Below are 26,825 nucleotides of genomic sequence, written 5' to 3' on the forward strand. Positions count from 1 at the left end.
AGCCCGTGCCGATTGCAGCGCATTATCAGCGAGGTGGTCAACACATATAGTGAATCCCACATCCACTGTACAAGGCAGATGACATGAGCAACGCCAACAAGGCAGGAACCTTTTCACTCGGTGATCGCACCGTTAACCGCATGGGTTATGGCACCATGCAGCTCGCCGGCCCACAGGTGTTCGGCCCACCCAAGGATCGCCCGGCGGCAATCGCGGTGTTACGCGCAGCGCTGGCAGCTGGAATAAACCATATCGACACCTCGGATTTCTATGGTCCTCACGTCACTAACCAACTGATACGCGAGGCCTTGTATCCCTATAACGAGGATATGGTAATCGTCACCAAGGTCGGCGCCTCACGTGGTGCAGATGCTTCCTGGAACCCGGCGCACAGCGCTGCAGAGCTGACCAGCGCGGTTCATGACAACTTGCGCAACCTGAATGTCGATGTGTTGGACGTAGTGAATTATCGCGCTTGGGGAACAATGCACGCGCCCGACGATGCCTCCATCGAAGAAGGATTCAGCACGCTGGCCGAGCTGCAACGTCAGGGTTTGATTCGTCATCTTGGCCTGAGCAACGTGTCGGCCGCGCAGGTGAAGCAGGCACAAAACATCGCCCCGGTGGTGTGCGTGCAGAACCACTACAACCTATCCCACCGCGACGACGAAGCACTCATCGCCGAGCTGGCCCAGCAGGGCATCGCTTATGTACCGTTTTTCCCCCTGGGTGGTTTTAACCCGTTGCAATCGGAGACCCTATCCGGTGTGGCGCAACGCCTAAATGCTTCGCCTTTGCGCGTAGCGCTGGCCTGGCTGCTGCAGCGCTCGCCGAACATTCTGCTAATTCCGGGGACATCGTCGGTCGCACACTTGCAGGAAAACCTTAGCGCCAGTGAGTTGGTGATTACGCCTGAATTGCTGGCGGAGCTGGATAGATTGGTGTAGCGCTTGAGGAGAATCGGGACAAGTATCGCAGCAAGGGCAGCTGAATGGGAAACTGAATAGTCCCTCCTTTTTTAAGCACGCTGAGAGACTGCTCCTGCCCTGTAGCGCAGGCCAGGAATAGGCGGTCGCCTGCACTGCTAAAATCCACGTACCTCCCCCAACTCTGGAGAACCAAGATGATCAGCAAGAACACGATTTGTCTCTGGTACGACGGCACCGCGCTGGACGCTGCGACGTTCTACGCCGAGACGTTCCCGGACAGCGCCGTGGGCGCTGTCCTTCGTGCGCCTGGCGACTATCCGGCGGGCAAACAAGGCGATGTCTTGACGGTGGAGTTCACGGTGATGGGTATCCCTTGTCTCGGGCTGAACGGCGGGCCAGGGGTCAAGCACAACGAGGCTTTCTCGTTCCAGGTGGCGACCGACGACCAGGCCGAAACCGACCGCTTGTGGAACGCGATCGTCGGAAACGGCGGCCAGGAAAATGTATGCGGCTGGTGCCAGGACAAGTGGGGGCTGTCGTGGCAGATCACTCCACGTGTCCTGACCGCCGCGATAGCCAATCCTGATCGAGCGGCGGCCAAGCGCGCGTTCGACGCCATGATGGGGATGGGCAAGATCGACATCGCAGCGATCGAAGCGGCTCTGGAGGGTTAACCAGCGCCCGCGGATGCGAGGGCATGCCGACGCGCTGGTGCAGACTAAGCCTGCGGTTGGTGACTGGTCACACAGTGGATTCCGCCACCACCGGCGGCGATCGCGTCGATGTTGAGCTGCACCACCTCACGGTCCGGGTAGAGCTCAGACAACAAATCAAAGGCTCTGGTATCTGCCGCCTTGTCACCAAACTCGGGCGCAATGATTGCCCCGTTGATGACGAAGTAGTTGATGTAGCCGGCGGCAAAGTCCGGGTTGTTGCGGCTGAACTTGCTCTTGCGCGGATTGAGCGGTGGCGACACGGTATGCACCTGCAGCTTGCGGCCGTCGGCATCCGTGGCCTGTTTGAGAATATCCAGGTGGCAGTGGACGCAGCGTCAGTCACGACCTGCTCAGCACCACCCAGACGCTGCTGCAACAACTGGCCGTCGGCATACGCCGGCTTGGGCAGTATCAGAAACCCAACCAACTGGTGCTCAACACCACTCCAGCGTTCGCCCGTCATTGGCTGCTGCCACGTCTGGGGGACTTTCGCCGTCAGCATCCGGAAGTCGATTTGTGGATTTTCAGCACCGATGAAGTCCCGGACATGGCCAGCCAGACTATCGACCTCGCTGTGCGCGATGACATCAGCTCCCAAGCCGAGTGCAGCTTCAAGGTGCTGCACGCAGACCGCCTCTACCCGGCCTGTCACCCGAACCTGTTGGCACTGCCACGGGAACAGCGCACAACCCTTCATGGCGAGCGGGAAATGGACTGGAGTCACTGGGCAGTAGAGGCCGGCATCGATGTAGGCCAGCAAGATCAGGGGCTGAACTTCTCCGACCCCGGCCTGCTGCTGGATGCCGCGTGCTCGGGGCTCGGTATTGCCCTGGTCAGCCAATTACTGAGTCAGTAGGCGCGCGCCAACGGCCTGTTGCAACCCTTGGTGGAGCAAACCATTCGCGGCCCGAACTGGGCCTTGCTGACCCATCGGGACAGTGAGAGCAATGCACGAAACTTCAGCGAGTGGCTGCTCAGGAACCTGGAAGCAACAAGCCCGACAACGTAACGATTTTGGTCCAAATATTTCGTCCATTCATGAGCGATTGCAATTGGGCCAAAACCGGTCAATATCGCTCCTTTCGTCTACCCTCACAAAGCGCCAGGCAGCGATAAGCGTGTGCCAGGCGCCTCGACATTCTTTCGTTAATACACCGGAGATTTTCCATGCTCAAGCGTACCCTGGCATTGGCCGTCAGCTTGATCCTGCCTTTTTGCACCCTGTTGGCGCAGGCCGCCGATACGCTGAAAGTCAGCGCGATTCCCGATGAAGCCCCTACCGAACTGCTGCGAAAGTTCAAGCCGCTTGGCGCCTATCTGGAACAACAGTTGGGCATGAAGGTCGAGTTCGTGCCCGTGAGCGACTATCCGGCCGTGGTCGAGGCGCTGGCCACCGACCGAATCGACCTGGCCTGGCTGGGCGGCTTCACGTTCGTGCAGGCACGCCTGAAAACCGGCAATGCGATTCCGCTGGTACAGCGTGAACAGGACGCCCAATTCACCAGCAAATTCATCACCGCCGACCCTGCCGTCAAGTCCCTCGCCGATCTCAAGGGCAAGACCTTTGCCTTTGGCTCGGTGTCCTCCACATCGGGCAGTCTTATGCCGCGCTACTTTATGCTCAAGGACGGCATCAAGCCTGAAACCTACTTCAGCCGCGTCGGCTACTCCGGTGCCCATGACGCCACTGTCGCCTGGGTCCAGGCCGGCAAAGTGGACGCCGGGGTACTGAACGCCAGCGTGTGGGAAAAACTGGTCGCCGCCGGTAAGGTCGACACCACCAAGGTCAAAGTGTTTGCGACCACTCCGGCCTACTTCGACTACAACTGGACGGTGCGCGGGACCCTCGATCCAGCGCTGGCGGCCAAGATTAAGGCAGCCTTCTTGGCCCTCGATCCGGCGAAGCCTGCGGACAAGGAGATTCTGGATTTGCAGGCCGCCAGCCGATTCATCGAAACCAAGCCTGAGAACTACAAAGGCATCGAGGAAGCCGCACGCGCCGCCGAACTGCTCAAATGACATTGCATCTGACCCAGGTCAGCCTTACCCACGCCAACGGCGTCCAGGCGCTACGTGGCGTGGACCTGCACATCGGTGCAAGCGAACAGGTCGCCATCATCGGCCCGTCCGGCGCGGGCAAGTCCAGCCTGCTCAACCTGCTGGCCACTGCCCTGCGCCCGGGCAACGGCGAGCTGCAGGTGCTCGGCGAGCGAGCCTGGCAGCTTTCTGCCCGTCAGCGTCAGCGTCTGCGCGCGCGCATCGGCCTGATCCATCAAGCGCCCCCGCTGCCACCGCGCCAGCGTGTGATCACCGCGGTTCTGGCCGGAAAGCTGGGTCAGTGGGGTCTGGGCAAGAGCCTGCTGAACCTGCTGCATCCACTGGATATTCCGGGCGCACGCGCGGCATTGGCCAGGCTGGACCTGAGTGACAAGTTGTTCGCGCAATGCCAGCAATTGTCCGGTGGACAGCTGCAACGCGTGGGCATTGCCCGCGTGTTGTACCAAGCGCCTGAGGTGTTGCTGGCCGATGAGCCGGTATCGGCCATGGACCCAGTATTGGCCCAGCACACGCTTTCGGTGCTCTGCAGCCATGCCCGGCAGCACAACGTCACCCTGGTCGCCAGCCTGCATGCTGTGGAGCTGGCCCTGGCGCACTTTTCGCGCATCATCGGCTTGCGTGATGGACAGATCCTGTTCGACCTTCAGGCCAGCGAAGTCGACCGTGAGTTGCTCGACAAGCTTTACGCCAACGAACAATTGCTATCCCCACCGATTTTTGCTCCGGCGCCCTTGAGTGTGCAGATTCCCCGATGCTGACCCGTGATACCCGAGATCCGGCCACCCGGCCCCGCCTGCTGCTCACCTTACTGGCCCTTGCCCTGCTGTGGCCGGGCATCCACTTCAGCGAATTGGACCTCAGCGTACTGGTGGCGAGTGACAGTCAGAGCGAGATGGGCCGGTTTGTCTCAGCCTTCTGGCCACCGGCCCATGGCGAAGCGTTCATTGAGCTGTTGTTGCAAGCCACCCTGCAGACCCTGGCCATCGCCACGGCCGGCATGGCCCTGGCGTTGCTGTTGGCAGTCCCCGCCAGCCTGCTGGCCAGTCGTGCTCTGTCGCTGTCTGCGGCCTCCCGTGCCGGCCACCCGAGTTACTGGGGCCAACTGCTGCGTTGGCCGATACGCGGTTTACTGATCTTCCTGCGCAGCGTGCCGGAAATCGTCTGGGCCCTGCTGTTCGTGCGCGCCGTCGGCCTCGGCCCGACTGCCGGGGTACTGGCCATTGCCATTACCTACAGCGGCATGTTGGGCAAGGTCTATGCGGAAATTTTCGAGTCGGTCGACCAGCGCCCGGCCCACGCGCTACTGCAATCGGGTAGCGGTCGGATCGCAGCCTTCTGCTACGGGATCCTGCCCAATGTCGCTGCGGAGCTGCTGTCGTACACGGTGTACCGCTGGGAATGCGCAATCCGCGCCTCGGTGGTGATGGGCTTTGTCGGTGCCGGCGGTCTGGGCCAGCAAATGGATCTGTCGTTGCGCATGTTCGCCGGCGGTGAAGTGGCCAGTTTGTTACTGACCTTCCTCGTGCTGGTGCTGCTCGCCGATCAACTCAGCCGTCTGCTGCGCTGGAGGCTGGCATGAATCGCCTGATCAATCTGGCACTGCTGCTCTGCATCGGCGCAGCGGTGATCGCCTCGTTCATCTACCTGGGCATCGACCTCGGCGAACTGGGCGGCACCGGAAACCTGAAACAGATGGGCGCTTATGCGCAGCGCTTTCTCAGCCCGGACCTGAGCCCCGGCCATCTGCAAGCAATCGGCCACGGCGCGTTGGAAACCATTGCCATGTCTGCCCTTGGCACCCTGCTCGCGGCGGTATTCGGTCTGCTATTGGCATTGCCCGCGGCCGGACGCTTCGGCTGGCCATTGCAGAGTGCATCGCGCCTGGTGCTCAACGCCTTGCGCGCGGTTCCGGAACTGGTGTGGGCTGCGCTGATGGTCCTTGCCGCTGGTCTGGGCCCTAATGCCGGTACCCTGGCGCTAGCCCTGCACACCACCGGCGTGCTCGGCCGACTGTTCGCCGAAGCGCTGGAAAACACCCCACCGGAACCCGCCGAAGCCATCCGCTTGCAGGGCGGCAACGCTGTATGGGCTTTCTGTTACGGCACCCTGCCCAACCTGTTGCCCCAGCTACTGGCCTACGTCCTGTACCGCTGGGAAAACAATATCCGCATGGCCAGCGTGCTCGGCTTCGTCGGCGCCGGTGGTTTGGGGCAAATGCTCTATGTCAGCCTCAGCCTGTTCCAGGAAGCTCAAGCCAGCACGGTTATTCTGGCCATGCTGCTACTGGTATTCGCCGTCGATACATTGAGCAACTGGAGCCGTCAACGGTGGGTCAAGGCTTGACTGCTTCAGATGCATCTGCAAGGCGCCCGGCAATCGTTCAGTGGGTCTTCGAAGCTATGCAAACCCGAGGAACGACAGGATAACCACGACGATCACAACGACCCCGACGATGTAGATGATGTTGTTCATGAAGGCCACCTCTCAACCTGGACAGGACTGCGACACGAGGGTGCTACAATTACAAAGTACTGCACCTTTGCGCGCAATTCCATTCGGAACACACATAGGCCCCGCTCTCACCGAAACCTTGGTTTGACGCCGGGGAAAAGGACGACGGATTCGTTTTCCCTGAACGTCAGCCCGGGGGATTTCGGCCAGTCACGACAGCCTGGGCCAAACGCGGCCTCCCAAAACCAAAGGGTGCACTCAGTTTCCCCGACCACCTATTGATAGCGGTCTGTCATCGGCTGGTGGTGCTGAGGTGTTGGGCGTGAAATATAGGCCTATGATTTATAGGGACTTTTAAAAAAAGTCGGAATCGGTAGCGCAGAGTTATCTAGAGACTTCTATTATTTCGTTATCGCCGAATCCGGTCTAATCACTGTTATACGTTAGCGACAAAGCCAGGAGAGTAACATGTCGATAAAAAAAAGAACGGCCTTACTCCTGCTGGCTTTTAGCTTTTTCGGAGTTACAAGTTGTGCCAACATAAGAAACTATTCAGAAATCTCAAGCGAAAGAGACAAGAGCATTGTTTCTGACATTGACTATTATGACTTTGCATACAATGTAGATGTTATTGTGCTTCCTGCAGAAATAAAAAACGAAGGAAATGTAAATATTAACAATAGCTTTTCAGGTGAATTACAGATTTCAAACTGGGGGAATGCTATCAAGAATGCGACCCAGAAAGAAATTCATGACAGTGATCGCTTTATCGAATTTGGACATTACAGTGGGCGCATTGAAATAAGCACAGAAGTATCTTCAGTATCTGTAAGCAACACCTGGGGTGGAGTCCGAACGAAGTGCAACGTTGTTTACACATATAAAGATTTAGTGGCAGGAAAAACACTCTCCAAGCATGATAGCGCCATTGAAGTAATGACACTCTCCCCCACCCTACCAAAATCAAGTAATAGTGTTGTTTACAGCTTTGATCAACTTACATATGCCATTGCTCGCGAGGCGATTATTGGCCTCATTCGGTTGCCGCCCATTGCTGATATTCAGCTAACACAGAAGCAAGTGAAATTTTATAACTCGAACATCAAAAGAAAACCCAACCAAATTATTAGCTACGTTCCAATTGACAATCTTGTTCGAAAGAATAAAAAGGAACTGGACTCTGCTTTTTCAACGACTAAGAAAGTGCAAAAAAGTAGAAATAAATTGGCGAATAAAAACAAATCAAAAGTTAGAGTAGAGACCGTCTCTGCTCCCGCTGTCCCCACCCTGAAATCTAACACAGCTAGTGATACACCCACCGCAAACACCGCTAAATCGAGTGAAAACTCTGCCCATCAGAACTCAAGCCAGGTTGCGACTGAAACTAAAAAGGACGATAGAAGTTTAGGAGGCATTGCTGGTTCATCGGAGCGCTTGAAGGATGGCACCGTTAAAAACGACGAACCCAGTTATGACGGCAGTGGATATATAGCCACGCCGGGGCACTATCAACCTCAAAACGAGGTATCGGCGGAACAAGAAAAAGCAATGGATGCATGGATCAAGGAGGAAAACGCAAAGTTACTGGGAGCGACTCGCGATGCCGCTTCACCTCCCGGGCACACAACCATACCACGACTCTATCAACCTCAAATCAAGGTATCGGAAGAGCAAGAAAGAGCAATGGACGAATGGTTGAAAGAGGAAAAAGCAAGGTTACAGGGAGCGACTGGCAATGCCGCTTCACGTACCGGGTATACAACCATACCGCGACTCTATCAACCTCAAAACAAGGTAGAGGCAGAGCAAGAAAGAGCAATGGATGAATGAAAGGGCAATAAAGCAAACTCCGCAGCCAACGCCAAAGAGTGCGGACCGGAAAATCGCAGCAACTTTTGAACCGTTGCTATTTATCCGTAAATGAAACACCCCATCGGTTGCCTCCAGCCTTTGGGGTGCAATTCATCAAGCCATCAAGAGCGCCCTACGGAACCTGTGACCGGTAGATTCCCCAGCAGTTTGAGCCCGGTACTCTTCACGAAAGCGTCATAGTCCATCGGTCTCTCGATACGGGTTTCAGCGTTGGGCAGTACGTAGGCCCAGGCACGCTTGGACGATGCGTCGTAAACCAGCTTGAACAGGCGGGTCGGCACCCAGACCTTGTTGTCGCCGATGGTGGTGTGGCCTGAATCAAAGAGCGGGCCGGTAAAGACAAACACATTGCCATCGGCTCGCTTGGCAAACTTTCTGACATCGGACTCGACCTTACTCCAGATCTTCCGATTATTGGTTGGGTCCTGCGGCACCATGTTCGACAGTGCAAAGGATTGAGCCATTGCATTGGGATTCGGAGCATCGGCTGCCGGGGATTGATGGCCGCGGTCCACGGCCGGATGTTGGCTACGGTAGTCGCTCAACTCTGCCCGCCCACTCTTGGGGATGCGTGGGTCCGGGTAGAACTGGTTGGTGCGCTCCTCGCCTTTGGCATCCTGCAGCTGCGCGGCATTAAGGCGTTCGACCACGACCAACGGCGTCTTGCTGGTTTGCGAGTACAGCACCGCAAAGTTATCGGAACACAGGGCCAAGGGTTTCATGGTTGCAGGCACAGTGGCCGTGTTGATCGGTTTCGCAGCCGGGAACAGCTCTGCGCAGCCGTCAAACGATGCCTGTTTCTGTTTGTTCGAATAGAGGCCCAGGGCCGCGTTCTGGCTGATCGAGCCCGAGCGGGATACTTGCTCCTGATGCTGGGTGGGCGGCTTGATGAGATCCAGCAGACTGCGGGCTTCTGCCCCGGTCGAGAGCAAAACAAGGGCCGACAGCCCAACTGCAATTTTGCGTAGGTGCATGCTTTAAATCTTCGAATTGGATTGAGGGGTAAACGTACGGCGAGTCCCGATTCACGGAACCAGGTGGAGGCGGTTGCTGATTATATTGCGGCGAGCATGCTTTCACTGTCCTTGATCAAAATGTCGATGCGGATCCGGTCGGTTCGCGCGGGATTTATTGACCATCACAAGTCACTTTAGTGCTGAGCAGCGTTTACATTCGACTCGTCGATGCTCTTCGAAGAAGCGATCGGCAGAGGAATGTAGACATCGCGCTCAACGGCACAACAACCCCATGGGCAAACCCGACCATAGCGCTCTATGATTGAACCCCATGACGACCTCTCTTCCGATCCGCCAACCCTGCCCGCCCGGTGCCTGCATCTGCGAGCGTGAGCCGTTGCTGGAAACCCCCGGCGCGGATCTGCGCATCCTGAGCCTGACCCGATCGGAGGAAAAGCGCCTGGTCGAACGCCTGGAAAATCTCCAGAGCCTCGGCGATCTGGAGCGGCTGCAACGCCGGATGTACGAGCAATTGGGTCTGCGCGTCGAGATCGTCCCGGGCTTCAATGAAGTGCGCACCATGCGCGGCATCAACATCACCCTCGGCGAACTGCCGGGCCTGTGCCGCAAAACCCGTCAGTCGATTCCGGCGGCGATTCGTCGAGGGCTGGAGAAGCGCCCGGAGATTGCCTACGAGCTGCTCAATGCCAACGACTTGTTGCGTGATGCCTGATTGTTCTCGCTGTTATCCCGATATGTTCGTTTCAAATGCCTGAAAGAGGATCAGCGGTCGTACGCGAAACGCGGGCCGCTGCTATGCCTTCTCATGGGAGAAAGGCTTTCAGGCCAGCCAGGATGGGGCTGGAAACACAAGCGTGACCGTGGCCCCGGCGCCAGCCAGGTGCGCGAAGATAAAGGTGCCAATCCGTAGCAGGAGGTGGCAGATGTTATTCATCGTCCGTTGGTCCATCAGTCCGCAACAGCGTAATAGCGCAATCGAACGTTTTCTCAAGACCGGTGGCGCGCCACCCGCAGGCGTCAAGATGCTGGGGCGCTGGCATGCCGTCGGTGGCTCGAGTGGTTTTGGCATTGCAGAGGCCAGTGATCCGGTGTCGATTCAGAAGTGGGTGCTGGAATGGAGCGACCTCATGAGCATGGAAGTCCACGCCGCATTGACCGATGAACAGGTGGCGCCGCTGCTGGCTGCCGCAGTCGGCAAGCAATAGTCGTTGTGGTGAGGGGGCTTGCCTGTGGTGAGGGAGCTTGCCTGTGGCGAGGGGGCTTGCCTGTGGTGAGGGAGCTTGCCTGTGGCGAGGGGGCTTGCCTGTGGCGAGGGGGCTTGCCCCCGTTGGGCTGCGAAGCAGCCCCAAAATCTCTGATACACCAAAGTTTTGTGAGTGCTACACACTCAAACGGGGCGATGCGGCGTTCCGACAAGCCCCCTCGCCACTTTCCTTCTGATTCACTATTTTTTCATCCCCACCCGCCGCCGCATGTCGGCGGTTATCGTCTGTCGGGTTTTCTTCAGGTCGGCCCAGGGTTCGTCACCGATGCCGGCCAGACGTTCATGCACGTTGTGCACGTTCCATTGATTGCCACCCTTGAGCTCGGCCACCTCCTCGCGAAAGATCGGCACCGACACCGGCAGCCCTTCGCGGGTGCGCACGGCATACGCGCAAATAGTGGTGGCGCCCAGACCGTTGCGCAGGTAGTCGATGAAGATACGCCCGATGCGGTTTTTCGGTCCGGACACCGCAGAAAAGCGGTCCGGCAGTAATTTGGCCATGTGGCTGACGATCGCGTGGCTGAAGTCCTTGACCTCGTCCCAGCCGTGTTTGCGGGTCAGCGGCACGATCAGGTGAATCCCCTTGCCGCCGCTGGTTTTGAGAAACGCCTTGAGCCCCAGTTCATCCAGCACTGTGAGGGTTAGCTGGGTCGCTTCGATCATGCTTTTCCAGGGCAGCGCCGGATCCGGGTCGAGATCGAGGACGAAGCGATCGGGTTTATCCAAATCGACCGACGTGGCATTCCAGGTGTGCAGTTCCACCGTGCTCATCTGCACCGCGCCGATCAGCGCTTTGGCGTTGTTGATGATCATCACCGGTTGGCCCGTCAGTTCCTTGTCCAGAGTAACAATCCCCGGAATGGCCAGGCGTTCGGCGTTCTTCTGAAAGAACAGTTCGCCGGCGATGCCGTCCGGCGCGCGCACCAGCGCCACCGGCCGGTCCTTGAGTTGCGGCAGTATCCATTCGGCGACGCTGGCGTAGTACTCCGCCAGTTGCATCTTGGTCGTGCCGCTGCTGGCGTCGATCACCCGGTCCGGGTGCGTGATGCGCACCTTGCCGCTGGCCAGGCCGATCTGCGACGGCGCGACAGTCGACTGGGCGGTTTTTGGCTCCGCGGCGTCAGGTTTCTCAGCGGTGGATTTGTTCTTCGCTGTGGATTTTGGCGCGGCAGTTTTTGAGGCTGAAGTGTTCACGGCTTTCGGCAGCTCCTCGGTAATTTCTTCGGCAGGCTTGTCATCGCGCAAACCATGGAACACGGCGTGGCGCACCGAGCCGTCCTTGGTCATTTCGGCAAAGGCCACTTCCGCCAATAAAGTGGGTTTAAGCCAATGCACACCCTTGGCTTCAAAACCGCCAGGCGGATTGACCACCGACGGCTTTTTCGTCTGCAGCGGTTTCAATTGTTCGTAAATGCGCTTGAGAGCCGCCTCGTTGAAGCCGGTGCCAACCTTGCCGGCATAACGCAATTCACCGCTGTCGCGGTCGTGCAACCCCAGCAACAACGCGCCAAAAGCACTGCGCGCGCCTTTGGGGTCGGTGAAGCCGACCACGACGAATTCCTGCCGGTGCTTGCACTTGAGTTTGATCCAGTCACGGGTGCGCCGGGACACGTAAGGCGACCCCAGGCGCTTGCCAATCAGCCCTTCCATCTGCATTTCGCAGGCACTGTTGAGCAAGGCCTCCGGGGATTCGTCGAAGGCGTCGGAGAATCGCAATAGCGGGTTTTCATTGAGTTTGAGTACAGTCGCCAGTGCCGCCCTGCGCTCCTCGACGGGTACTTCACGCAGTTCCACGCCATTGAGGTAGGGCAAATCGAACAGGTAGTAAACGATGCTGGCGCTGCTGCCGGAGTCGAACGCGTTTTGCAGCGCCTGGAAGTCCGGAACGCCCTGCTCGTTGGCAACCACCATTTCGCCGTCGAGCCAGGCCGACTCCAGGTCAAGCGCTGCCAGTGCCTCGGCTTGCCCGGGTAATTTATGGGTCCAGTCGTGACCATTGCGGGTGAAGAGTTTGACCTCATCGTGGTCGATGCGCGCCATGACCCGGTAGCCGTCGAACTTGATCTCATAACTCCATTCGCCGCTCGGCGCGGATTCGACCAGCGTTGCCAGTTCGGGTTTGAGCAGCTCCGGCAGCTTGGCTTTGCGCGCGCCCGTCAGTTGTGGCGACTTTTCCTTGCGCGCCTTGGCCGGGGCGTTTTTGATCGGTTTGGTTTTTTCAGCGCCGTGCTTTTTTTCCAGAATGGTGCGGTCGCTGAGCACGCTATCCGGCTCGGCGGCAACCACGTCGTATTCGCTGTCGGGCCTGGCGGCGCTGTCCTGATGCTTGATCAGAAACCATTGTTCCTGCTTGCCCGGCATGTGCGTGCGCACGAGGTTCCACAGGCCACCGAGCTTTTCTCCTTTCAGCTCGAATTTCAGCCGGCCCTTGGTGTACGCCTTGGCCGGATCGTCCTGGGGAATCCACACCCCACGGTCCCAGACGATCACATCGCCAGCGCCGTAATGTCCTTCGGGAATGGTGCCCTCGAACGTGGCGTATTCCAGCGGATGGTCTTCGACATGGATGGCCAGGCGCTTGACCTTGGGGTCCAGCGACGGCCCTTTGGGCACGGCCCAACTTTTCAGCGCGCCGTCGAGTTCCAGGCGAAAGTCATAGTGCAGGTGCGAGGCGTCATGCTTCTGAATGCAGTACTGCAACGCATGGTCCTTCGCCGTTTTTTTGCCCGAGCGTTTGACGGCAGCCGGTTCCGAGGTCGCCGAGAAATCGCGCATGCGGTTGTAATCGTCCAGGTTCTTGTTCATGGCTGATGCTCGTTGCCGAACGCTGAGTGGGCAGGTTCTACATCAGCAGAGCGACAGGCCCGGTAGAAAATTCCATCACCATTGGAATTGCCCGGACAGACGGGCCAGCGCTGCGGCACTTGCTCGCGGTGCAGTGAATATACTCAGCGGATGGGGGATTCATGCCTCGGAGAGCAAATCATGCGAACGGTTCACGTCATCGAAGCCGGGAAAACGCCCGCGCCGGCCAAAGTTGTTGGAGAGACAATCACTATTCTTGCCGGCGGCGATCTGACCAAACCCTTTGAAGTGCATATCCAGGAAGGTGTGCAGGGTGGCGGGCCACCGCTGCACTTTCACCCTTGGGACGAAGCGTTCTATGTCATCGACGGGCAGGTCGAAGTGACCGTCGCGGGTCAATCCACCACTCTCTCGACCGGAGGCTACGTGCACATCCCCGCGGGGGCGATCCATGCTTACAAGAACATCAGCCCCACCGCAAAAATCATCGGCGTGGTTTCCGATCCGCGTGGCGGCCTGCTCTTTGCGGCGCTGGATCAGCTCAAAGTGCCTGAAGACCTGCCTCGGATACTGGAGATATCTGAAGGCTTCGGCGTTACGTTTCTGCTGCCGAAATCACCCGCCGCATGATTAACGGATGCACACAATTTCCGTAGGAGCTGCCGCAGCCTGCGATCTTTTGATCTTTGGCTTTTCCGAAGTCGCTGAAAATCAAAAGATCGCAGGCTTCGCCAGCTCCTACAGGTGAACGCTCAAGCCACGCCGCCCTTGGCCTGCTGCTCTAGATGTACCTGCAAGTCGGGATCGATCTTCAAGGCCGCAGCCAATTCATCCAGATAATTGCGTTCGGCGTCCTGCTGATCGTCCACCAACATCACGCTGGCCAGGTACATCTCGGCAGCCATGCCCGGGTCCTGGGCGGACTGCGCCACATCGGCGGCATCCAGCGGCCGGGCGACTTCGTCATCGAGCCATTGTTGTAGTTGCGGATCGTCGGTGTGGCGGCCGATTTCGGTGCTGATCATTTGTTTCTCGGCATCATCGATGCGGCCATCGGCCTTGGCGGCGGCGATCAGGGCACGAAGGATGGCGTGGCTGTGGTCTTCGATTTCCGGGCCCGACAACAAATCAACGGTGCGCGGCGCCTGTTGCGGTGCCGAGGCCTGGCTCCGTTGCCAGGCCTGATATGCCTGGAACGCCATCATCCCCAAAGAAGCCAACGCCGCGTAGTTGGTGCCGCCCGAGCGCGTTTGCGTCGAACCGCCCATGGGTGATCCGCCGCCCAGCAGACCACCGAGCAAACCACCTAAACCTGCGCCGCCCGCACCGGCGCCCCCGCCACGCCCTAACAGACCACCCAGCAACCCGCCAAGATCACCCAAACCTCCTTGAGCTGACGCCGAACCGCCACTTTGTTGCGACTGCGAGCCCTGGCCGGCCCGCAGTAATTGCTCAAGCAAATCGCTGGTGTTCATGACGACGTCCTCATTAATGGGCAGAAACTCAGTCAGGCAACGATAGTCCTCGCCGGACACCTGCGCCATATAAGTACTCACCGGTGCAGCCGCGGGATCCCCCCATGAACGCTATCGCTCAAATTTGAGCCAGGGAGTAGCTCACCCTGTGAGCTACTCCTGGCCGGAAGCCGTTACAATTAGGGTCAACGCTGGGCGTTCGCAACGCACTGAATTCATTTGAAGAAGGAAGCACTACGTGAAACGGAGTTTCTCCCTGGCCCTTATCGTCCTGGCTGCAACTCTAGGAGGCTGCGCCGCCAACAAGCCGGCCAACGATCCATCTTTGATTGGTTCATGGAAAGGCCTGCGGGCAGAAAACGGCAAATGCCAGTTCCTATCCTGGAACAACAACTTCAAATCCGACGGTAGCTTCACCATCACCTTTTTCCGGGATGCCCAGCAGACCCAGCCGATTCAAACTGAACATGGCACCTGGTCTGCTGCCAATGGCAAGAACGAATTGAGAACCGATGGAGTGCGTTTGCCAGATGTCTACACCTACAAGTTGATCGATGCCGACACGGTGCATTACGTAAATGTGGCGTCAGACCCTTCCGGCGATTGCCAGGAAGACTATGACTTCACTGAGCGCCGCATTCGCGGTTAAGCATTGGGGGCCCTGAAACAACAAAGCCCACTGGACTGGGCCTAAGATGAGCACGGATCGCTCATCAAAACATCCACTCAAAGGACGAACACGATGAGCCGCGCCAGCCATATCTGCCTGATGGCGACCTATAACGAGTGGATGAACGCGAAGATCTATGCAGCAGCCAGGGGCTTGTCCGATGAAGAACTCTCAGCGGATAGAAAAGCATTCTTTGGTTCTATTCTTGGGACGTTGAACCACCTGGTGATCGGGGACAGAGTCTGGCTAAAGCGATTCGCCAATCACCCAACGAACCACTCTGCACTGGAGCCGATCAGGCACCTTCCCACCCCCGAAAGCCTCAGCCAACTCCTGTTCTCAAATATCCAAGAGCTCTCAGCACATCGAGAATGGCTCGATCAGATAATTGTCGAATGGTCTCGCTCAATGACAGAGTCGGATTTAGATCACACCCTCAATTACACAAGCATGAAGGGAATACCTGCCGACAGGAGCTTTTATGGCTTGGTCATGCATTTCTTCAACCACCAGACGCATCACCGCGGCCAAGTTACCACCTTGCTTTCACAAGCTGGTGTCGACGTAGGCGATACGGATCTGGTCGCTTTAGTTCCATGGCACTAAGCGCTCGGCGAAGTCACCTTGCCCAGGGTGACTTCGCCGAACGGCTAGTTTCGTACTTTCCATGCGTTTTTCCATTTAATCCCGTCTGTTGTGCGATAGCTACCACGCGAGGTGCAGCATCCTCCCGCCCCGAATGCTAATCGGCCAAAGCGGATTGTGATGGCAGCCTTTTCCACTGTGATTGACTGTGACGGTAGATGGCACGAGGAGAAAGGATAGAAGTCTGTCTCGAAAAGTTTAACTGCTTCAATACTTTTCGATTCCCCTTTGATTTCGTAGGCTGCACAGTTGTAGACCACTAAATGAAGGTTCCTTCCTGCCAATGTGCCCTTGTACATCAGTTCTGGGGGAGCATTACGAAGTAAAAACTCCGCAGTACTTTCTGTGTCTTCGAGTTCTGCCCCTGCTGCTTTTACTGCTACAGACAGTAAGAGAATAGCCATCCCCAGCATGCAGGTAGGAAAAAAAACATGTGCGCTGAGAAAGTTTCTGATGCAGGGCATAAAGGCAAAACTCCTTTGGATTTAGCGCTTTTCGATAGAAGGTCGCTGTAACTGGTCACGACACGGCTTGTCTTTTCGGTAAAAAACATAAAATAGGCGGGCAACTGCAATTATGAGCGTGATCAAGTCGGCATGCCTGAATGGGCATGATCCGTACGCCTATCTGAAGGACACTCCTCACGCGGCTACCGACGCAGCGAGCAAGCGAGATCGGGCAACTGCTGCCGCATCAGTGGATGCCTGTCCGAGTGACACAAGGTGTGTACGCTTAGGTCAAGTTGAGCTTGCTGGTGTGAGGAGCTTTTCGAAATAGATGCGCTTGAAACCGTCCTCAGTGCCTTGCGCCACTTTTACATACCCGAGCCTGGGGTAAATCGAGAGGTTGTCGGTCATCATCTCATTGGTATAAAGATGCACTGCATCCTTCTCGTTTCGGGGCAGGTTCAATGGAGCTGGCGTTGCCTCTGTAGCTCAGTCTTCAGCCAGATACTCGTCGGTTGGACGCCCGTTGAGCAACGCACTTCATAGGCTTTGCCATTCATGCTGCTTTTAGAGGCAGCGCGATCGATGAAGTCTTCTGCACTGTTCACCAAATCCTTGCCTTCGAGATAATTCAGCTTCTTTTCGAGATGTGCCCGAGCCTCGGGTCCAGGGTATTCACTGCCGTTGCGCACGAACTTACACTCACTGCGCTCCACAAAATCCAATAAACCCTTTATCTCTTGGTCTGCCTGAGGCGTGGTTTGAGCCTGTGCACCGCCCGCCACTGCAAAAAGGCCGATAGAAGCTGTGATCAGCCATTGGCGGAAAATGGGTCGAGTCACCGCTACTTTCAAAATCCACATGATTCTTCCTCGTCCTGAAAGGCGTGACTGTAGCACCGAGCAGTCATTCACTAAAAAGTCCGACGCTGATCGGCATCTTTATTTGATGTGGGTGCGTCTAAGCACAGGAAACGCCACCGGGCAAGTCTATTTGGATTCTGACGTCGGTTGTTTGGCTGCGATGCTCGGATCCGGTACTTCTTTCCAGCCCTTCTTCAAATAGACATCGGCGACAATTTTCCGGATAAAAAAGCAATATCCAATGGGCAGGCACACGACGGGTATACCCATCCAAGGTGGGCCCGCCATGCCCCCCAAGCCAATTGCAATTACCCAGATCAATAGATGGGGCCAGAGTTGCGCAAAAAATAGATAGATAGGGCCAAGGAAAAAGATCGCTAAAACCTGGAATGCACCGACTTCCTCTGTCTCATTACTTTCTGGATTCTTAAAATAACGTGCCACGCCAATTCCCTTACAGAAGATTTCCACTTCTGTTGTATCTGCACAATCCGCTCAAGCTTGAGTACGTCACACTGCGCCTTATGGTTGGCTTGTGCACCTATGGGTGTGCCTGAGGATCAGGCGAGTTCGATCCAGCCAAGGCCCGCCGAAGACGATGATCTCTGATGGCCTGCCCATTCACACTCCTGACAGAAACTGACACCGCCTCCTTTTATGCTGCCCCCACCTTAAATGGAGCAGCCCAATGATCACTCCCCGTTTTATTTTGCTTTACGTGGAAAACCCCGCCGTGAGTGCGCGGTTCTATGAGTTTCTGCTGGAGCGCAAGCCCGTGGAAGAGTCGCCAACCTTCGCGCTGTTTGTCCTGGAGGGCGGCTACAAACTGGGGCTCTGGTCACGGCATACCGCCGAACCGGCAGCACAAGCGACGGGCGGCGGGACCGAGCTGGCGTTCCCGGTGGAGTCCGCCGAGCAGGTCGATGCACTGTTTGCCGATTGGAGCGCGCTCGGGCTGACCATGGCCCAACCGCCGACGGAACTCGACTTCGGTCGCACCTTCGTCGCGCTTGACCCGGATAACCATCGGCTGCGCGTGTTCCACCCCTCGCTGAGCTGACGTGTCCGTCCCGACATCGGTCGGGCACAGGCGTACAGTGCTTCAATTCGTGCCCCGGATATTTCCGGGGTATTTTTTTTCGCGACGGCTAAGATTCATAGGTGGTGAACCTTATTCCCGAAAATCCGGTCGATACCTGCAACCCGACCCGGTTTGCCGACGCCCTCAACAAGAGGGTGATAACTGGCTTGCTTCACTTTCTGGAGAACGCCCCCGTGATATCCACTGTACACATTGCCAGGCTCAAAGCATGGGGCGCCCATGGTTTTACCGCCACTGGCGTGGTCACAGCCTTCCTTGCGACCCTCGCTTTGTTGGAGAATCAGCCGACCAATTGCCTGCTGTGGCTGGGCGTGGCGCTGATCGTCGACGGTCTGGACGGCGCGCTGGCACGCAAGGTCAATGTGCAGTCGGTGCTACCGAGTTTCGACGGATCGATCCTCGACCTGGTGATCGACTACCTGACGTACGTGTTTATCCCGGCACTGTTCATCTACCGTTACATCCCGTTGCCGGACTACACCCTGTTGCTGACCGTGTCGCTGATTCTGGTGTCGTCACTGTTTTGTTTCTGCAACGTCAACATGAAGAGCAAAGACAACTACTTCCAGGGCTTCCCCGCCGCGTGGAACGTGGTTGCGCTATGCCTGTACATCATCGACCCATCGCCGTGGATCACCCTGCTCACCGTCATCGGCCTGGCGCTGTTGACCGTGACCCGAATGAAATTCCTGCACCCGTTCCGCGTGCGCCGGTTCATGCCGATCAACATTGCCGTGACGGCCATCTGGCTGCTGTGCAGCTTGTCGCTGGTGGTCAACCACCCGGTCATCAATCCGCTGGTGATGGGTTTGTGGCTGCTGATGTCGGCCTACTTTCTGGGCATCTGCTTCTGGCGCACGGCGCTGGAGTGGTTCGACAGCTCGCGGCTCAAATAGGCACTGCGATCATGCCGATCCACATCGTGCAACTCGGCTCACCCCGCACCGCGAATGAAGGCCTGCGCCTGGGCACGGTACGCCGCCCGCCCCGTGGTGTACCGAAGGCCGAATTTGCCAGCCGGGATTTTTACGACGTATGGCAACCGCTGCTGTCCCCCAGCCCCGAGTTGGTGGCCGAAGCCAAAGCAGCTGAAGATGCCAAAGCCTGGGATGCTTTCAAGCGCAAGTTCAAGGCCGAGATGAACCATCCCGCACCCAGTCAGCTGCTCGACCTGCTGGCCGCCCTCTCCCATCAAACGTCTCTGGCCGTGGGGTGTTATTGCGAGGACGAGGCTCACTGCCACCGTTCCGTGTTACGGGAGTTGCTGGAGGCACGGGGCGCGAAGGTTGTATAGGGCGCACGACCCCCACCCCCCCTGTGGGAGCGAGCCTGCTCGCGATGACTGCATTCCAGTCAATGTAGATGTCGACTGACACTCCGCCATCGCGAGCAGGCTCGCTCCCACACTTTACCGAGTCAACCGTTACCTCAACGCGTACTCGCCCGCTTGCGGACGAGACTTTGATCATGGTCAATACTTAGAGGATTGAATGGCTATCGAATGACCACACGTCGAGCGCACTGTCGCTCTCCCATGTCAGCCCAGGGGGACCGTCGTCCGCTCGTTTACCCACGGGAGGTTTGTCATGTCTGGTCAAGCTCGTTTCATGCTGGTCGCCTCGCCCCTGATGGAACACAGCCCTGCCTTCGACCGGGCCGCAGCGCTGGCCAAAGCCGAAGATGCGGCCCTGCATATCGTGGCCTTCGACTATCTGGAAGGTCTGGCGACCGCCGGCTTGGTCAACGAAAAGGCCCTGGAGCAGATGCGTCTGGGCTATGTCGAGCGTCACCGCCAGTGGCTTGAGGAACAGGCTCGCCCCTTGCGCAAGATCGGTGTGCACGTCACCACGGAGGTGACTTGGGTCGAAAATCCGCTGGAGGAAATCCTGACTCACCTCAAAGAGCAGCCGATGGACGTGCTGATCAAGGCGCTGGAACATCAATCGCGGCTGTCGCGGCTGGTGTTTACCCCCCTCGACGTGCATTTGCTGCGCGAATGCCCGGTGCCGCTGCACTTCGTCAGCCATGCCAAGCATGCGTTGCCGCGCAAGATCGTTGCAGCGGTCGATCCGTTCCATCGTGATGATCACTACAAAAGTTTCAATGACCGGATTCTGCACGAAGCGTCAAAACTGGCGAGTGCCTGCAATGCCGAGCTCGACGTGGTCTACGCCTATGACCTTTCGTCTATCAGTTCGGACGAGTTCAGCTTCGAGAACGGTTCGGCGTTTTTCGCTTCGGACAAGGCCAAGACCCTGTTCGACTTCCAGGAGGATGCCTTCAACGATTTGGCCGCGCGCAACGGCATCGCGCCGGAGCAACGGCACATGATCATGGGCAGCCCGACCAAAGTGCTGACCCGCTATGCCGATACCTATGACGTCGACGTGATTGTCATGGGCCGGGTCGGCCATCGCGGCATGGGCCGGTTGATCGGCAGCACGGTGGAGCATCTGCTGTACAAAATGCCGTGCAGTGTATGGGTGGTCTACACCGAGCGGCTGGATGAGTGATCGGGCTGGTCAGGTAGTCAATTCTGCACATCCCCTTGTGGGAGCGGGCTCTGTGGCGAGGGGGCTTGCCCCCGTTGGGTCGCGAAGCGGCCCTAAAAGCTTTGCGACTGCTTCGCAGCCGAACGGGGGCAAGCCCCCTCGCCACAGAGCCCGCTCCCACAGGGGATTTGTGTTGTCGCTTCAACGCCGTGTAATCACCACCTCCAGGTATTCACTGGGCACCACCAGCGACCGCTCCCCCGCCCGGTTCAGGCGATTCAACAGTTCGGTCAGGTCGTTTTCCAGGGCCGTGCCCCCTTCGGGTGGCAGGGTCGCAAAGGCCTTGTGTAGCGGCCCATACCAGGTACGGAAGGTGTCGATCCAGTGCGCGGCCGAGCGATAGCGGAAGTTGAACAGCCGCCGTGTCACCTGAAGCTGGAAATCGCGCTGATCGAACTGCGAGTTTAACCAGGCTTCGGTGCCCCAGTTCGAAGGGGGTTGCGCGCCTGGCGGTGGCGGCATGTGGCGGCCCAGGGTCTTGAACACCTGGCCGATGTAGCCTTCAGGCGTCCAGTTGGCAAGGCCGATCCGCCCGCCAGGACGGCACACCCGCGCCAGTTCCGCTGCGGCCTTGGGCTGATCCGGCGTAAACATCACACCAAAGGTCGAAAGCACGGCATCGAAACTGGCGTCCTCGAACGGCAAGTCCTCGGCATCGGCCACCTGAAAGGTCACGTCCAGGTGTTCCGCCCGTGCGCGGTCTTCGCCGCGTTCAAGCAACTTGGCCACATAGTCAGTGGACGTGACCTTGCAGCCCCGGCGTGCGGCGGCAAGCGTTGCGTTGCCGTTGCCGGCGGCGACGTCCAGCACCTGCTCATCACAGAGCAAGTCGCAGGCTTCGGCCAGTTGTTCGCCGACGATTTGTAAGGTGGTACCGATCACGGCGTAGTCGCCGCTGGCCCATGTGGCCATCTGACGGTTTTTCAGGGCTGTGAGGTCAATGGGTGTGCTCATAAAAGTCAGCTCCATTGCAGGTTGGAACGCGTCCCGGCTTACTCCGCCGTGGTGGGATCGATGATGTTCATGACCCGGGAAACGCTGGTGATGGGAAATTCACCCTTTTGGGCGTGCTCCCTGATGAGTCCCTCGTTCGGCGCGATGTACACGCAATAAATCTTGTCGCCAGTGATGTAACTCTCCAGCCATTGCACCTCTGGCCCCATCTCGCGCAACACATCGCAGGACTTTTGCGAGATCGCTTTGAGTTCTTGTTGCGGCAGTGCGCCAGCGCCCGGAAGCTCGCGCTCAATAATGTATTTAGGCATGGCAACTTCCTTTTCTTGATGGTGATGACAGGGTCGGCAATGATCCCGTCGTCCACAAACTATCGCTCCCGGATACGCCGGCGTCCTGCCGATCGTCCGGAGAATTCACGAAATATGGCATTCTCCGATGCGTGGTCGCCATTTGTAACGCCGCCTTAACAGATTGGCTTGCGTTGCCGAAACGGGTTAAGCGGCAGGCGTCTTGGCCTCTTCCAGCAATTGCCGAATCATCTGCTCCTGAGTCTCGTACCTTCCCTCGCCAAAGTAGGTGTAACGCACCTGGCCCTTGGCATCGATCAGGTAGTGAGCGGGCCAGTACTGGTTGTCGAAGGCGCGCCAGATCGCGTAGTTGTTGTCGATCGCCACCGGGTAGGTGATGCCGAGTTTTTTCACCTGGTCGCGGACGTTGTCGATGATGCGTTCGTAACCGTATTCAGGGGTATGCACGCCAATCACGACCAGGCCGTCCTTCTCGTATTTCTTCGCCCAGTCCTTCACGTAGGGCAAGGTGTGCTGGCAGTTGATGCAGTCGTACGTCCAGAAGTCCACCAGCACCACTTTGCCGCGCAGGGCATCGTTGCTCAGCGCTGGCGAGTTGAGCCACTCGACCGCGCCAGAGAGTGACGGCATCGCGCCTTTGGCCGCGTCCATGGTCGAGTCGGCCTTGACCTTGCTAACGAAGTAATCGACCACTTTCGGTACGGTTTCCAGCACGCGTTGTTCAACCGTGGTGACGCCTTCGGATGAGGTGCTGGCGAGCAACTTGTTGTCGGCCCCCGTGGAGATGACCGCTGCGGCAACCAACACCGCCGCCCCCGTGCCGCGACGCAGCCAACCGGTGAGCGGAATCGACGGCTTCAGGCGATTGACCAGACCGCGACCGGCGAAGATCAAAGTGCCCAGGGACAACGCGCTGCCCAGGCCGTACGCCACCAGCAAAAGACTGGTCTGAGCGTTGGCGCCTTGCAGCATGGCGCCGGTGAGGATCACCCCGAGGATCGGCCCGGCACACGGCGCCCAGAGCAGACCGGTGGCGACGCCGATCATCACCGAACCTAACGGGCCAGACATTTTGCGAGTGTTGGGATCAAGGCGATTGCCCAGCAGCACGAACGGGCGCGCCAGCCAGCCACCGATGCGGACGGAGATCAGCGACAGCGCAAACAGAACCATCACAATCAGCGCCACATGGCGGCCGGTGTTGTTGGCTTGCACCACCCAATCGCTGCTGACCACCGCCAGGCTGGAGATCAGTGCGAAGGTCAGGGCCATGCCGCCGAGGGTGAGCAGGATCGAAGAACGCGTGCGTTTAACCCCGGCAAACAGAAACGGCACGACCGGGAGGATGCAGGGGCTGAGGACGGTCAAAATGCCGCCCAGGAATGCAATGAGGAACATGGGGATCACCTTGAGAATACGAGTCCCCTGTGGGAGCGAGCCTGCTCGCGATAGCGGTCTGGCAGTCACATAGATGTTGAATGTGCTGCCGTCATCGCGAGCAGGCTCGCTCCCACACTGGGAATACTGAGTTCATGGGAACAGTGCCTGACTTCAGGCCGTCTGGTTTTCCAGCTGCTGGCCCTGTGGCGTCCGGCTGTAGCCGTTCTCTGCAACCAGTTGCCCTTGCGGTGTGCGGCTGGAACCATCCTCAGTCAGCAGCGGAGTCAGTTGGAAGCAGGTGCTGCTGCCACAGCTGCTCTGTTCTACCGCAGCGTTGGCATGGGCAGCGGCGCCGGCTACGGAGAAAACGATGGCGGTGAAAAAGCGGGTGATGTTGTTCATGATGTTCTTCCTGTTTCAAAGGGGATGGGCAATGGGTCGTCGAAGGATTCAGCTGCCTTCGTTGCAGCCGTCAGCGAATTTGCTGTAATCCAGGACCCGGGTTTTGCCTTGGGAATCCAGGTAGGTCATCCGGGCATTCACAATCCCGCAGGTAGGGGTGGCGTCCTGTTTCATCGACAGCACTTTCTGGATGTCCAGGTGCGTGCCGTAGGTGTAGGTTTGAGGGGTTACATCGGCTTCGGCGCGGGCCGACAAGGTGCAGATGTTCAGGGCGGCAAACAGGCAGGCGGCGTAGACGGCTTTGGTGTTCATGGTAGGTTCCTCTGGGCTTCAATGGGTCAATCGTTGATTGGGCCGAGGCGGTTTGGGTTTGCCTCGATGGAACCTATTTGAAACCCGTGAGGTATCCCGTCTGTGTCGAGAACAGGCGCGGGTAAATCACTACGTATCAGCGCAGGCCTGCGATACACAGCGATACAAACCCCCTGAAATCGCAATGCTGTCTTGAGTCCGTGAGAAACCTGTGGCGAGGGAGCTTGCTCCCGCTTGAGTGCGTAGCACTCACAATAATCGGCAAGGGTTGTCAGATTTTTTGGGGCCGCTACGCAGCCCGACGCGAGCAAGCTCGCTCGCCACAAAGAGTCGCGCTTAAGTGAACAGCATTGCCCTGAAATCGGCTGTTTTTTGCGTCCCCGTGTATCTGCTGATACGCCAGATACACTGCAATACAATCGACGGCAGGCGAGCGGGCCAAGGCTCGATAGACTGCGCGACAACTCCCATTCAAGAGGCTTGGTCACCATGGAACACGTCGATCACATTCTCATCGTGGACGATGACCGCGAGATCCGGGAACTGGTAGGCAACTACCTGAAAAAGAACGGCCTGCGCACCACCGTGGTCGCGGATGGACGGCAGATGCGCTCGTTTCTGGAGTCCACACCGGTGGATTTGATCGTGCTCGACATCATGATGCCGGGGGACGATGGCCTGGTCCTCTGCCGCGAACTTCGCGCCGGCAAACACAAGGCCACGCCGGTGCTGATGCTCACCGCTCGCAACGATGAAACCGACCGCATCATCGGCCTGGAAATGGGCGCCGACGATTACCTGGTCAAACCGTTCGCCGCTCGTGAATTGCTCGCCCGCATCAACGCTGTGCTACGACGCACGCGGATGCTGCCGCCGAACCTGGTGATCACCGAAAGCGGTCGCCTGCTGGCATTCGGTCGCTGGCGCCTGGACACCTCGGCCCGGCATCTGCTGGATGAGGACGGCACCATGGTCGCCCTCAGCGGTGCGGAATATCGTTTGCTGCGGGTATTCCTCGATCATCCTCAGCGGGTGCTCAATCGCGACCAGTTGCTTAACCTGACCCAGGGCCGCGATGCCGATCTGTTCGACCGCTCGATCGATTTGCTGGTGAGCCGCTTGCGTCAGCGTCTGCTGGACGATGCCCGGGAACCGGCCTACATCAAGACCGTACGCAGTGAAGGTTATGTGTTTTCCCTGCCGGTGGAAGTGCTCGGTGCGCCGTCATGAATCTTGCGCTGCATTGGCCCCGCACACTGGCCTCGCGGCTGTCGCTGATTTTCCTGATCGGCCTGATCCTCGCCCAGGCGCTGTCCTTTGGCGCTCAGTACTATGAGCGTTACGAAAGTGCGAAAAATACGATGTTGGGCAATCTGGAAACCGATGTTTCGACCTCCCTCGCCATCCTCGACCGCTTGCCCGCCGAAGAGCGTCCGAACTGGTTGCAGCGTCTGGAACGTGCCAACTATGGCTATCTGTTGAATGAAGGCTCGCCGGGCACGCCGATGGCAGCCAGCGACGTGCCGATTGCAGCGATCTCGATTCAGGACGCCATCGGCCATGATTACCCGCTGACCTTTACCGACATCCCAGGCCCGAAAAAACACTTCCAGGCCCACCTGAAACTGAAGGACGGCAGCCCTGTCACCATCGACGTGCGGCCGTCGATGGTGCCGTTGTCGCCGTGGTTGCCGGCGGTGTTGCTGGGGCAACTGGCGCTGATGATTACCTGCACCTGGCTGGCCGTGAGAATCGCCATTCGCCCGCTCACCCACCTCGCCCAAGCGGTGGAAACCCTCGACCCCAACACCCACGCCGTACACCTGGATGAAAAAGGCCCGACCGAAGTCGCCTACGCTGCGCGGGCCTTCAATGCGATGCAGGCGCGCATTGCGGCTTATCTCAAGGAACGCATGCAACTGTTGGCGGCGATTTCCCACGACCTGCAAACCCCGATCACCCGCATGAAACTGCGCGCCGAGTTCATGGATGACTCCAGCGAGAAAGACAAACTGTGGAACGACCTCGGCGAGATGGAACACCTGGTGCGCGAAGGCGTCGCCTATGCCCGCAGCATTCATGGTGCCACCGAGGAAAGTCGCCGCACTGATCTGGATTCGTTCCTCGACAGCCTGGTGTTCGACTATCAGGACATGGGCAAAGACGTGCAACTCGACGGCAAAAGCGCAGCCGTGATTAACACCCGGCCGCATGCCTTGCGACGAGTGCTGGTGAACCTGATAGACAACGCACTGAAATTCGCCGGCACCGCAGAGCTGTGGGTGGAAACGCAGGCCGATGGCAGCTTGTCGGTGAAAGTGATGGACCGAGGGCCGGGGATTGCCGAAGAGCAATTGGCACAGGTAATGGAACCGTTCTACCGCGTGGAGAATTCGCGCAATCGCAGTACGGGAGGGACCGGTTTGGGGTTGGCGATTGCCCAGCAGTTGGCCATCGCGATTGGCGGGTCATTGAAATTGAGCAATCGCGAAGGCGGTGGGTTGTGTGCGGAGCTCAGGTTGCCAAAGCCCCAATAAACACCACACATCCAATGTGGGAGATTCTATGGTTGAGGGGAAGCCCTCAACCCGTTTTCGCTTGGTATTCACTCTGCCCTTTCAGCAGTGCAAATACGACCCGT

At 58.1% G+C, this 26,825-nt stretch carries 29 protein-coding genes and 3 pseudogenes; 20 read left to right on the forward strand and 12 right to left on the reverse strand.

Going from position 1 to position 26,825, the window contains the following annotated elements; genetic code table 11:
* Positions 1-83: 83 nt before the first annotated feature.
* Together ACZ9IM_RS28220 and ACZ9IM_RS28225 are read left to right on the forward strand one after the other, a co-directional pair.
* Complete coding sequence (locus ACZ9IM_RS28220; protein WP_476225648.1) at positions 84-947, forward strand: aldo/keto reductase family oxidoreductase; 864 nt, start codon at positions 84-86, stop codon at positions 945-947.
* A 176-nt stretch (positions 948-1,123) separates the two neighbouring features.
* A complete protein-coding gene (locus tag ACZ9IM_RS28225) occupies positions 1,124-1,603 on the forward strand; it encodes a VOC family protein (RefSeq protein ID WP_007895952.1) in 480 nt (159 codons plus the stop codon).
* Between the two features lie 44 nt (positions 1,604-1,647).
* Here ACZ9IM_RS28225 and ACZ9IM_RS28230 read toward each other — a convergent pair.
* Positions 1,648-1,965, reverse strand: a pseudogene (locus ACZ9IM_RS28230) (agmatine deiminase family protein); the annotation flags it as partial.
* A gap of 2 nt (positions 1,966-1,967) precedes the next feature.
* On the opposite strand from ACZ9IM_RS28230, the pseudogene ACZ9IM_RS28235 reads away from it, so the two are divergent.
* The 6 genes and pseudogenes from ACZ9IM_RS28235 to ACZ9IM_RS28260 form a co-directional block, all read left to right on the forward strand.
* Positions 1,968-2,654, forward strand: a pseudogene (locus ACZ9IM_RS28235) (LysR substrate-binding domain-containing protein); the annotation flags it as partial.
* A gap of 158 nt (positions 2,655-2,812) precedes the next feature.
* Entirely contained in the window at positions 2,813-3,664 is an 852-nt protein-coding gene (locus tag ACZ9IM_RS28240; protein ID WP_008011825.1) for a putative selenate ABC transporter substrate-binding protein, read from the forward strand.
* Complete coding sequence (locus tag ACZ9IM_RS28245) at positions 3,661-4,461, forward strand: phosphonate ABC transporter ATP-binding protein (RefSeq protein ID WP_454185882.1); 801 nt, start codon at positions 3,661-3,663, stop codon at positions 4,459-4,461. The genes ACZ9IM_RS28240 and ACZ9IM_RS28245 overlap by 4 nt, the downstream gene beginning before the upstream one ends.
* Positions 4,455-5,282 (forward strand): PhnE/PtxC family ABC transporter permease, encoded by an 828-nt coding sequence (locus ACZ9IM_RS28250; protein WP_476225649.1) that lies wholly within the window; start codon positions 4,455-4,457, stop codon positions 5,280-5,282. The genes ACZ9IM_RS28245 and ACZ9IM_RS28250 overlap by 7 nt, the downstream gene beginning before the upstream one ends.
* Positions 5,279-6,046: a phosphonate ABC transporter, permease protein PhnE gene (gene phnE, locus ACZ9IM_RS28255; protein ID WP_427623436.1), complete on the forward strand. Its 768-nt coding sequence runs from the start codon at positions 5,279-5,281 to the stop codon at positions 6,044-6,046. Before ACZ9IM_RS28250 ends, phnE begins: the two co-directional genes overlap by 4 nt.
* A 576-nt stretch (positions 6,047-6,622) precedes the next feature.
* Entirely contained in the window at positions 6,623-7,984 is a 1,362-nt protein-coding gene (locus ACZ9IM_RS28260) for a hypothetical protein (protein ID WP_476225650.1), read from the forward strand.
* A gap of 143 nt (positions 7,985-8,127) precedes the next feature.
* On the opposite strand, the gene ACZ9IM_RS28265 is transcribed toward ACZ9IM_RS28260, so the two are convergent.
* Positions 8,128-9,000 carry a DNA/RNA non-specific endonuclease gene (locus ACZ9IM_RS28265; protein WP_427623433.1) on the reverse strand — a complete coding sequence of 291 codons (873 nt, stop codon included), beginning with the start codon at positions 8,998-9,000 and terminating at the stop codon, positions 8,128-8,130.
* 313 nt (positions 9,001-9,313) lie between these two features.
* Here ACZ9IM_RS28265 and ACZ9IM_RS28270 point away from each other — a divergent pair, with 313 nt between their 5' ends.
* Both ACZ9IM_RS28270 and ACZ9IM_RS28275 read left to right on the forward strand, forming a co-directional pair.
* Complete coding sequence (locus ACZ9IM_RS28270; protein ID WP_008073195.1) at positions 9,314-9,715, forward strand: hypothetical protein; 402 nt, start codon at positions 9,314-9,316, stop codon at positions 9,713-9,715.
* Between the two features lie 211 nt (positions 9,716-9,926).
* Positions 9,927-10,208 carry a DUF3303 domain-containing protein gene (locus ACZ9IM_RS28275; protein ID WP_427623432.1) on the forward strand — a complete coding sequence of 94 codons (282 nt, stop codon included), beginning with the start codon at positions 9,927-9,929 and terminating at the stop codon, positions 10,206-10,208.
* A gap of 239 nt (positions 10,209-10,447) precedes the next feature.
* Here the strand turns inward: ACZ9IM_RS28275 and ligD are convergent, their stop codons facing one another.
* Entirely contained in the window at positions 10,448-13,072 is a 2,625-nt protein-coding gene (gene ligD / locus ACZ9IM_RS28280; protein ID WP_476225651.1) for a DNA ligase D, read from the reverse strand.
* A 180-nt stretch (positions 13,073-13,252) separates the two neighbouring features.
* On the opposite strand from ligD, the gene ACZ9IM_RS28285 reads away from it, so the two are divergent.
* The gene (locus tag ACZ9IM_RS28285) at positions 13,253-13,702 is read left to right on the forward strand and encodes a cupin domain-containing protein (protein ID WP_476225652.1); all 450 of its coding nucleotides are present in this window, start codon (positions 13,253-13,255) and stop codon (positions 13,700-13,702) included.
* A gap of 122 nt (positions 13,703-13,824) precedes the next feature.
* On the opposite strand, the gene ACZ9IM_RS28290 is transcribed toward ACZ9IM_RS28285, so the two are convergent.
* Positions 13,825-14,547, reverse strand: coding sequence for a tellurite resistance TerB family protein (locus ACZ9IM_RS28290; RefSeq protein ID WP_476225653.1), 723 nt, complete (start codon positions 14,545-14,547; stop codon positions 13,825-13,827).
* 238 nt (positions 14,548-14,785) lie between these two features.
* Between ACZ9IM_RS28290 and ACZ9IM_RS28295 the strand changes: the two genes are divergently transcribed.
* A complete protein-coding gene (locus ACZ9IM_RS28295) occupies positions 14,786-15,196 on the forward strand; it encodes a hypothetical protein (protein ID WP_476225654.1) in 411 nt (136 codons plus the stop codon).
* Between the two features lie 93 nt (positions 15,197-15,289).
* Positions 15,290-15,823, forward strand: coding sequence for a DinB family protein (locus ACZ9IM_RS28300; protein WP_429543757.1), 534 nt, complete (start codon positions 15,290-15,292; stop codon positions 15,821-15,823).
* Between the two features lie 44 nt (positions 15,824-15,867).
* Here the strand turns inward: ACZ9IM_RS28300 and ACZ9IM_RS28305 are convergent, their stop codons facing one another.
* Positions 15,868-16,326: a hypothetical protein gene (locus ACZ9IM_RS28305; protein WP_429543758.1), complete on the reverse strand. Its 459-nt coding sequence runs from the start codon at positions 16,324-16,326 to the stop codon at positions 15,868-15,870.
* A gap of 94 nt (positions 16,327-16,420) precedes the next feature.
* Between ACZ9IM_RS28305 and ACZ9IM_RS28310 the strand changes: the two are divergent.
* Positions 16,421-16,598: pseudogene (locus ACZ9IM_RS28310) on the forward strand (transposase domain-containing protein); the annotation flags it as partial.
* 171 nt (positions 16,599-16,769) lie between these two features.
* On the opposite strand, the gene ACZ9IM_RS28315 reads toward ACZ9IM_RS28310, so the two are convergent.
* Together ACZ9IM_RS28315 and ACZ9IM_RS28320 are read right to left on the reverse strand one after the other, a co-directional pair.
* Positions 16,770-17,171, reverse strand: a complete 402-nt coding sequence (locus ACZ9IM_RS28315; protein ID WP_476225655.1) for a YfeK family protein — start codon at positions 17,169-17,171, stop codon at positions 16,770-16,772.
* A gap of 126 nt (positions 17,172-17,297) precedes the next feature.
* A complete protein-coding gene (locus ACZ9IM_RS28320) occupies positions 17,298-17,615 on the reverse strand; it encodes a hypothetical protein (RefSeq protein ID WP_476225656.1) in 318 nt (105 codons plus the stop codon).
* A 244-nt stretch (positions 17,616-17,859) separates the two neighbouring features.
* Here ACZ9IM_RS28320 and ACZ9IM_RS28325 point away from each other — a divergent pair, with 244 nt between their 5' ends.
* The 4 genes from ACZ9IM_RS28325 to ACZ9IM_RS28340 all read left to right on the forward strand — a co-directional run bounded on the left by ACZ9IM_RS28325 (position 17,860) and on the right by ACZ9IM_RS28340 (position 20,786).
* Complete coding sequence (locus tag ACZ9IM_RS28325) at positions 17,860-18,231, forward strand: VOC family protein (protein WP_427623425.1); 372 nt, start codon at positions 17,860-17,862, stop codon at positions 18,229-18,231.
* Between the two features lie 215 nt (positions 18,232-18,446).
* Complete coding sequence (gene pcsA / locus ACZ9IM_RS28330) at positions 18,447-19,169, forward strand: phosphatidylcholine synthase (protein ID WP_032830527.1); 723 nt, start codon at positions 18,447-18,449, stop codon at positions 19,167-19,169.
* An 11-nt stretch (positions 19,170-19,180) separates the two neighbouring features.
* On the forward strand, positions 19,181-19,567 hold the full coding sequence (locus ACZ9IM_RS28335) for a DUF488 domain-containing protein (RefSeq protein ID WP_007896000.1): 387 nt from the start codon (positions 19,181-19,183) through the stop codon (positions 19,565-19,567).
* A gap of 292 nt (positions 19,568-19,859) precedes the next feature.
* Positions 19,860-20,786 (forward strand): universal stress protein, encoded by a 927-nt coding sequence (locus ACZ9IM_RS28340; RefSeq protein ID WP_427623424.1) that lies wholly within the window; start codon positions 19,860-19,862, stop codon positions 20,784-20,786.
* Between the two features lie 180 nt (positions 20,787-20,966).
* On the opposite strand, the gene ACZ9IM_RS28345 is transcribed toward ACZ9IM_RS28340, so the two are convergent.
* From ACZ9IM_RS28345 to ACZ9IM_RS28365, 5 genes are all read right to left on the reverse strand, one after another.
* Positions 20,967-21,779: a class I SAM-dependent methyltransferase gene (locus tag ACZ9IM_RS28345; RefSeq protein ID WP_427627677.1), complete on the reverse strand. Its 813-nt coding sequence runs from the start codon at positions 21,777-21,779 to the stop codon at positions 20,967-20,969.
* A gap of 38 nt (positions 21,780-21,817) precedes the next feature.
* Complete coding sequence (locus ACZ9IM_RS28350; RefSeq protein WP_427627675.1) at positions 21,818-22,090, reverse strand: DUF4242 domain-containing protein; 273 nt, start codon at positions 22,088-22,090, stop codon at positions 21,818-21,820.
* Between the two features lie 186 nt (positions 22,091-22,276).
* Positions 22,277-23,488 (reverse strand): cytochrome c biogenesis protein DipZ, encoded by a 1,212-nt coding sequence (locus ACZ9IM_RS28355; RefSeq protein WP_476225657.1) that lies wholly within the window; start codon positions 23,486-23,488, stop codon positions 22,277-22,279.
* A 153-nt stretch (positions 23,489-23,641) separates the two neighbouring features.
* Complete coding sequence (locus ACZ9IM_RS28360) at positions 23,642-23,872, reverse strand: hypothetical protein (RefSeq protein ID WP_476225658.1); 231 nt, start codon at positions 23,870-23,872, stop codon at positions 23,642-23,644.
* A 48-nt stretch (positions 23,873-23,920) separates the two neighbouring features.
* Entirely contained in the window at positions 23,921-24,184 is a 264-nt protein-coding gene (locus ACZ9IM_RS28365; protein WP_007896006.1) for a DUF2790 domain-containing protein, read from the reverse strand.
* A 489-nt stretch (positions 24,185-24,673) separates the two neighbouring features.
* Between ACZ9IM_RS28365 and ACZ9IM_RS28370 the strand changes: the two genes are divergently transcribed.
* Together ACZ9IM_RS28370 and ACZ9IM_RS28375 are read left to right on the forward strand one after the other, a co-directional pair.
* Positions 24,674-25,414, forward strand: a complete 741-nt coding sequence (locus ACZ9IM_RS28370) for a response regulator (RefSeq protein WP_007896007.1) — start codon at positions 24,674-24,676, stop codon at positions 25,412-25,414.
* Entirely contained in the window at positions 25,411-26,721 is a 1,311-nt protein-coding gene (locus ACZ9IM_RS28375) for an ATP-binding protein (protein ID WP_476225659.1), read from the forward strand. Before ACZ9IM_RS28370 ends, ACZ9IM_RS28375 begins: the two co-directional genes overlap by 4 nt.
* Positions 26,722-26,825 lie beyond the last annotated feature (104 nt).

This window comes from Pseudomonas sp. TE12508 (assembly GCF_056279485.1).